6 protein-coding genes, 1 tRNA gene and 2 pseudogenes are annotated in these 4,764 nt (G+C 46.5%); 3 read left to right on the top strand and 6 right to left on the bottom strand.

Going from position 1 to position 4,764, the window contains the following annotated elements:
- A pseudogene (locus tag PN462_RS06975) lies at positions 1–317 on the top strand (hypothetical protein); the annotation flags it as partial.
- A gap of 63 nt (positions 318–380) precedes the next feature.
- Here the strand turns inward: PN462_RS06975 and PN462_RS06970 are convergent.
- From PN462_RS06970 to PN462_RS23435, 4 genes and pseudogenes are all read right to left on the bottom strand, one after another.
- Positions 381–587 (bottom strand): type II toxin-antitoxin system HicA family toxin, encoded by a 207-nt coding sequence (locus PN462_RS06970; RefSeq protein ID WP_272127322.1) that lies wholly within the window; start codon positions 585–587, stop codon positions 381–383.
- The gene (locus PN462_RS06965; RefSeq protein ID WP_272127320.1) at positions 584–790 is read right to left on the bottom strand and encodes a type II toxin-antitoxin system HicB family antitoxin; all 207 of its coding nucleotides are present in this window, start codon (positions 788–790) and stop codon (positions 584–586) included. Before PN462_RS06965 ends, PN462_RS06970 begins: the two co-directional genes overlap by 4 nt.
- Before the next feature lie 315 nt (positions 791–1,105).
- Entirely contained in the window at positions 1,106–1,483 is a 378-nt protein-coding gene (locus PN462_RS23440) for a clan AA aspartic protease (RefSeq protein ID WP_443029092.1), read from the bottom strand.
- A pseudogene (locus tag PN462_RS23435) lies at positions 1,483–1,738 on the bottom strand (hypothetical protein). Before PN462_RS23435 ends, PN462_RS23440 begins: the two are co-directional and overlap by 1 nt.
- Positions 1,739–1,930: 192 nt before the next feature.
- Here PN462_RS23435 and PN462_RS06955 point away from each other — a divergent pair.
- Positions 1,931–2,245, top strand: coding sequence for a hypothetical protein (locus PN462_RS06955; protein WP_272127318.1), 315 nt, complete (start codon positions 1,931–1,933; stop codon positions 2,243–2,245).
- 157 nt (positions 2,246–2,402) lie between these two features.
- Positions 2,403–3,557 carry a cupin domain-containing protein gene (locus PN462_RS06950; RefSeq protein WP_272127317.1) on the top strand — a complete coding sequence of 385 codons (1,155 nt, stop codon included), beginning with the start codon at positions 2,403–2,405 and terminating at the stop codon, positions 3,555–3,557.
- A 32-nt stretch (positions 3,558–3,589) separates the two neighbouring features.
- Here the strand turns inward: PN462_RS06950 and PN462_RS06945 are convergent, their stop codons facing one another.
- On the bottom strand, positions 3,590–4,429 hold the full coding sequence (locus PN462_RS06945; RefSeq protein WP_272127315.1) for a hypothetical protein: 840 nt from the start codon (positions 4,427–4,429) through the stop codon (positions 3,590–3,592).
- Positions 4,430–4,532: 103 nt separating this feature from the next.
- Positions 4,533–4,606 (bottom strand) — tRNA-Ile (locus PN462_RS06940).
- Between the last annotated feature and the right edge of the window lie 158 nt (positions 4,607–4,764).

The raw sequence follows: 4,764 nt of genomic DNA, 5'->3' as shown, positions 1-4,764 counted from the left end.
GGTCTATGTGTAGCCTAAGAGGTTGTGAGTCTCAGCCGCATCGTTCGCGCAGCGTCTCCGCAGGAGAAGCGGTATCGACTCACCCGCTTTCCTCCCCCACCTGTTCCGAGGTGGGGGAGTCCCGCGGCTCTTTTGTTGAACAACCCCAGGCTGAAGCTGAACCGTTATCTGAAAAAATTGGAGATTTAATTGGGGCGATCGATAGTCAAATGGAACCTCATCATCAAGTTCAGTCAACCGATTTTGGTGAACAGATTGCCACGAAATTATCTAAACATGGATTGCTGATAAGAAACCGGGTTTCTAGTTCAATCTGAGTGGGGATGCAGAAACTCTGATAGAAACCCGGTTTCTGAGTCTCAGGCGCGATCGCATTTTGTTCACAAGTCCTCCTCTGTAAGATTGGCTACTTTCATCAATGCCTTTAAAGTACCAATTTTTAAATCCTGATTACGATGAACCGGAATAGAGAGAATTTTTTGTTCTTGGGGATTCTCGTAAATATAGTGGCTTCCTGTAATTCTCTGTAAAACCCAGCCCTTCTTTTCCACAACTTTACAAAGTTGTTTTCCAGAAATAGACTTCATAAAGCAATTTCCACAATTTCGTCTGTTGGCTCTATTTTTTTGAGGCTATTATTTGCAACAATCAGCCAACCCTCAACGGCATCTTGTAAATTCTGCGTAACCTCTTCCAAGGTATCGCCTTCGGTAATGCAACCGGGAAGCGCTGGGACTTCTGCCCAATAACCACCTTCTTCTGCTGGATGAATAATGGCTTTAATTTTCATAAACTTAGCTTCATCGGTTTCTCAAGCTTAGTGTAGCAGGATCAGCTCCCCAGATGTAGGGTGTGTAACCCTCCCTATAAATGATGGTAAAAACCCGCATCTCTCGGCTGAGGGTCACGCACCATCGAGAGTGATGGATTGCGGATAAGAAACCGGGTTTCTAGTTCAATCTTGATTGGGATGCAGAAACTCTGATAGAAACCCGGTTTCTGAGTTTCAGGCGATCTGGCGCAACGCTTTGCGATGGTCGCTCCCCCGGCGGCTAAGATTCTTTCCACATAGACTAATCTCCCCTGAGTTTATTTTAAATAGGTATTAGACTGGGGTTACTTTGCTGAGTTCAACCAGACCACCTGGAAAAACTTGCACCACTAACTGATAGCCATTCATCAGGGACATCCCTACAAGGGGTTCCGAATCAGCTTCATCGAATGGAATGGTGAGAAGCTCTCCATCCCAAACTAACAGGGCTTCATAGATGTTGAAGACACATTCACTCCCATCCCCAAGAATGGCTCTTCCTCTCCTTTTCCATCTCAGATTTAACTGAGCGATTAAATTAGGCGGTAATGATAGCCAACCATTAAAACCTGTATCCACAATCGCATTTTTTGTGTAAATTTGGCCATCAGCGCCATAGACTGATAGAGGAATAATCGGTTCAAAATCCCGATTAACGATTCCAGTAATCATCAAATTCTCTTGGTTTGTCCACCGAAGCGACGGACATAGCCCGAACCGATCCGCAAGGGTCCAGATTTGAGCATCAGGGTGAGTGGCTTCAAGGCGATCGCAGGCAGCAATTTCACTAGCATCGACTTCAAAATCTCCAGTTTCTAAATCAATGGCCACAATCTTGCCATCATTACCTGCTTCTACTTGTGGGCGAACCTTAGATTCATAAATTTCATCCCCAAGATGAGCGAATTCCTCCACCCAACGCACCAAATAGAATGAACAAAAGGATATGGTGCATTCAAAGGAAGCCAACTTAGAGGGAAGAATTAACCTTATTGGGCGTTGAACGCACCCTACTGGCTTTTAACAGGTTTCAGCTTTAACCCCCCAACTTGTCATATTTCTGTCATCTTGACCGCCTACTGTAGAAAGTAAGCACACACAACTTCAATATTCAGGAGTATGAAACCCATGCAAATTCCCGCATTTAAATCGACCTTTATCTTTGCTTTATTCGTTACCGCCCAATCTAGTATCGCCCTATCTGCCTTAGCAGTTGGCTCAACTCCCACCCCGACTACAACAAAATCTACCTCTCCCTTAACCCTCACTGTAACCGATTTAGAGGAAACCACCGTCACCCAACCCTCTGATTCTATCCTCATCGCCGATCGCGGAGAAGATTATGATTACAGTCGGAATTATGATTATAGTCGGAATTATGATTACAGTCGGAATTATGATTATAGTCGGAATTATGATTACAGTCGGGACTAGACCTTGGGTTCAAACCCAAGGCTAATAGCGGAAACCCGTTCAAAACGGGTTAACCCCCCAAAAAGAAGGGAGTGCGAGCATCTTGCTCGCTAACTTTATCTCTCCTCCCCTATTGCCTCCTTTCCCCCAACCCCTGTAATTGCTGGATTGACCGACAATGCAACCGATGGAATGGAATTTAGCCACCCTCCTACACCCCTTACCCTGTGACACCTTTTTCAGCCAATATTGGGAACAACAAGCTGTTGTCCTCCCCACAGAAAACAGAAACCGCTTTAACGCCCTGTTTACTTGGGAACAAGTCAATTATTTACTCAACTTCCATCGGTTGCAGTATGGGGATGATCTGCGCTTAGTGCGGGATGGAGAAACCCTCCCTCCGGAGACGGCGAAAGATTGGCGTAAACAGATGCAGCAGGGGGCCACTCTCATTCTCAATCATGTTCACGAACTTGATCCCCGTTTGGCTACCCTTGCCACTCAGTTACGCTATGAATTGGGTCATCGTGTGCAGATCAATCTCTATTGTACGCCCCAAGAGCAACAGGGGTTTGATTGCCATTATGATACCCATGAGGTGTTGGTGTTACAACTAGATGGGGAAAAGGAATGGTTTATTTTACCTGAAACAGAGAAGTTTCCCATGAAAGGGACTCGTCCCCCCAATGAGTTACCCCCCGATGAGTCCCCTTATTTAAAAGTAGTGCTAAAACCGGGGGATGGGTTATATGTGCCGCGAGGCCATTGGCATTATGCGGTCCCTGTGGGAGAACGGCCTTCGCTTCATTTAACCATTGGGGTGAGTACCTATAAAGGGTTGGACTGGTTGAGTTGGCTAGAACAACAATTACAACAAAACCCCCACTGGCGACAAAGTTTACCCCTAATTCAGCATAATCCTCAAGGGGTTAAAGCGCATTTACAGGCGTTAGCACAGGAGTTACAGGACTCTTGTTGGATAGAAGACTATATGCAGGTGTTAAAGCAGGAAACGGGGGCAAATACGCCTTTATCTCTCCCGCAACAGTTGGGCTATGATTTATTTGAGCAGGGGTTAGAAACCCGCTTTTGGCGACCGACGACGCAACCTTTGCAGGTAGAGATGATAGCAGAAGGGGGGATGTGCGTCCGGTTAGGGAAAAAAGAATTGCAGTTTCAGGGGGATAATCTAACGGTGGTTCGTTGGATTGTACAGCGATCGGAGTTTTCTGTGTTGGATTTAGCGGAGGTTGCTCCTCATTTGGACTGGGAGACGGAGGTTGTGCCGTTGTTATATCAGTTAGTGACAGAGGGAGTTTATCTAGTGTCTTGAAACCCTTTGTCTCTAGCGATGGGAGGTGTTTGCTAGTTGTCAATGGCTAATTGTTGCTCGATTTGTTCAGTTAGCCAATGACCGAATTCTCGCCAAAAGATCAGTAACCCACTCCGTTGGGCCGAGGGTGAAATGGCGAGTTGTAGGGTTCGACGCATTTCCCGTTCTTGGGCGGGAAAATAGCGGGCAAAGACGGCATAATTGAGATACAGATCGCGGGTGTAGGCGTGTTCTCGTTCCATGACTAGCTCAAACCCAGAGCGCACCATCCGTCGGCATAACCAAGCACATTTATGCTGAATCTTGGGAATTGCTCGTTTATGGTTTAATTGTGGTTGTCGCAACCATTGACGGGTGTTGTGAATATCTTGGCGTAAGTGCCAGGCATGATGAATTAAATGCCGTCCTAGGGTGACGGGGGGAAGGTGAGGCCGATGATCGACTCCCCAGAGGAGTAAACCTTGGGTTTTCAGGAGTATTCCCCAGGGGAGTTGTGTGTCCCATAAGTCAGCTTCGGGGATGATCTGGGTTTCGATCGCGCTACAAAAGGGATATTGCGATCGCAATGTTCGCCCCCAGTCTCGCAACGCCATTTGTTTTTCTTCCAGTCCCTCCAAGGATGCAACAATCACCAACCCATCTAAATCGGAGATTCCTTCTAAGGCCAACCCTCTTGGAATTGACCCCCTAAGATACACCGAAATTGCTTGAGAGCCAAGTATTTCTAAACATCCCCGTCGCCAAGTTTCGACTAATTCTCCCCAGGGCCTTTGCAAGAATTCCCTGGCACAATCATTAATGAGATATCCTGCATCATCAAGGTCCCAAAATCGCCCATAAGGTTGCAGGGAAGGGCTAGATGGTCTAATCATTCCAGATAACTCCCTCTACGAAAAAAAATCGGGTAAAAAAAACGGGGCGTTGCTATCAACGTCCCTACCTGCTTATTAATTTTATATTTTTTTTTATTTTCAATGGGCCATCCTGGACTTGAACCAGGGACCTCACCCTTATCAGGGGTGCGCTCTAACCACCTGAGCTAATAGCCCAAAAAGCCGAACTAAACATAGTTTGAGAGAGGCGCTAAGAAGCCTTGACCGACCTTGGGATGACTTAGCTAGGAAGGAAAATGTCGTGAGTCCTTCATCTAGTAAGTAGGTCTCCCTAAAAGGAGGTGATCCAGCCACACCTTCCGGTACGGCTACCT

The organism is Spirulina sp. CS-785/01 (assembly GCF_028330525.1).
Taxonomy (GTDB): domain Bacteria; phylum Cyanobacteriota; class Cyanobacteriia; order Cyanobacteriales; family Spirulinaceae; genus JAQMSD01.
This window is presented reverse-complemented; position numbering and strand designations above follow the sequence as displayed.